The organism is Brevibacterium sediminis (genome assembly GCF_024895295.1).
Taxonomy (GTDB): domain Bacteria; phylum Actinomycetota; class Actinomycetes; order Actinomycetales; family Brevibacteriaceae; genus Brevibacterium; species Brevibacterium sediminis.
Window position 1 is genome coordinate 1 of the sequence record NZ_JAHQRN010000016.1, and the last position, 1,346, is coordinate 1,346.

Annotated in this window: 1 protein-coding gene; it reads right to left on the reverse strand. The window is 61.0% G+C overall.

Translation table 11 applies throughout. From position 1 onward, the window contains the following. The coding region (locus KTJ89_RS19220) for an IS110 family RNA-guided transposase (protein ID WP_259358969.1) at window positions 1–1,071 on the reverse strand (1,071 nt) is incomplete at its 3' end. Between the last annotated feature and the right edge of the window lie 275 nt (window positions 1,072–1,346).

Here is a 1,346-nt window from a genome sequence, read left to right on the forward strand (position 1 = left end):
CGGCGTGGGAATTGTTTCTAGCCCGTTGAGAATCTTGAAAACTCGACGCGCGAGATACCATTTGAGCTTGCGCTTGAGTTCCCTCTTCGACTTCTTCGTCGGGTCCTCACCAAAGCGCTGGGCAACATAATCCCTGGTTCTCTCATCGTGGATCATCCGGTTCGTGATCACCGTGTGCAAGGCCCGGTTCAACTGCCGATCCCCACCCCTGTTCAACCGGTGTCGTTGCGTGTTGCCCGACGAAGCAGGGATCGGATTCGCCCCTGCCAGGGCTGCGAACGCAGCCGCGTTACGGACTCGTCCCGGATGCGACCAGGCGGTGAAGAACACCGCGGCAGTGAACGTACCGATCCCGGGTTCGGCCAGCAAGACTGACGCCGGACTGGCCTCAACAAGTTCAGCGAGCTTGTCATGGTTGTCCTGCAGATCGTCGTCAAGATCGAGGACGCGTTTAGCTAAACGGACCGCTTCGTCCCGGGACGTGGCCAGGCCGATGTCTTCCTTCCTGTCCCGCCATTTCGCGATCTCGACGAACTGGGTATCGGTCAACGAGTTACGGGCATCAATTCCCAGATCGACAGTGCGCACCAACGCGGTCAGGGAGTTGATCATCCGGGTACGTTCGGTGGTCATCGCGTCCCGGGCTGCCAACAACACGCGCAGGCCCTGGCGGACGCCTTCGCCTTGGCGTGGCCACCGCAGCTGGTCGGTGTGTAGCGCCAGCACGGATTTCGCGATCCGGTAGGAGTCGAGCTCATCGCTCTTACCCACGCCGTACCGGGCTTTGGCATCCATGCGTCCAGCTTCGACCACGGGGTATTCGGTAGCGGCGATATGACCGGTCAGCACCGCACCATAGGAGGCTGTTCCTTCCACGACCCACAGGGTGTCGAGGTCACCTTTCGTCCACCGGCCTGCCCATGCCAGGGCCCGTTTGATGCCGGCCCTCGACGTCGGGAAGCTGCCGGTAGCCACGAGGATGCCGGTGTTGGTGATGATCGTGTAGACGTGTTTTCTGGCGTGTGTATCGACGCCGATGAAGAAGTTGTATAAGTGCGCGACAATGGACATAGCGGTTCGAAGCTCCCTGTTTGACCGATAGGTTGTGCGGCCGCTTGCGGCCGGTACCGGTCCGGGATGAGGTCACTTCGGAACAACACTGTGATGAGTCACGCCCCCGGCAAGGGGCGGACAACCTTCTGATCAAGTTACCGAGGTGGGCCGAGTCGGTGCCGGCCGCACCACCCATGTGATCGGACAAATCGGCCCGAAGACACCACCAAAGGGGGTGGGTCACCGCCAGGTTGAGTCACGATCACGGGGTGGAGAGGCCAGCACCTACTCTG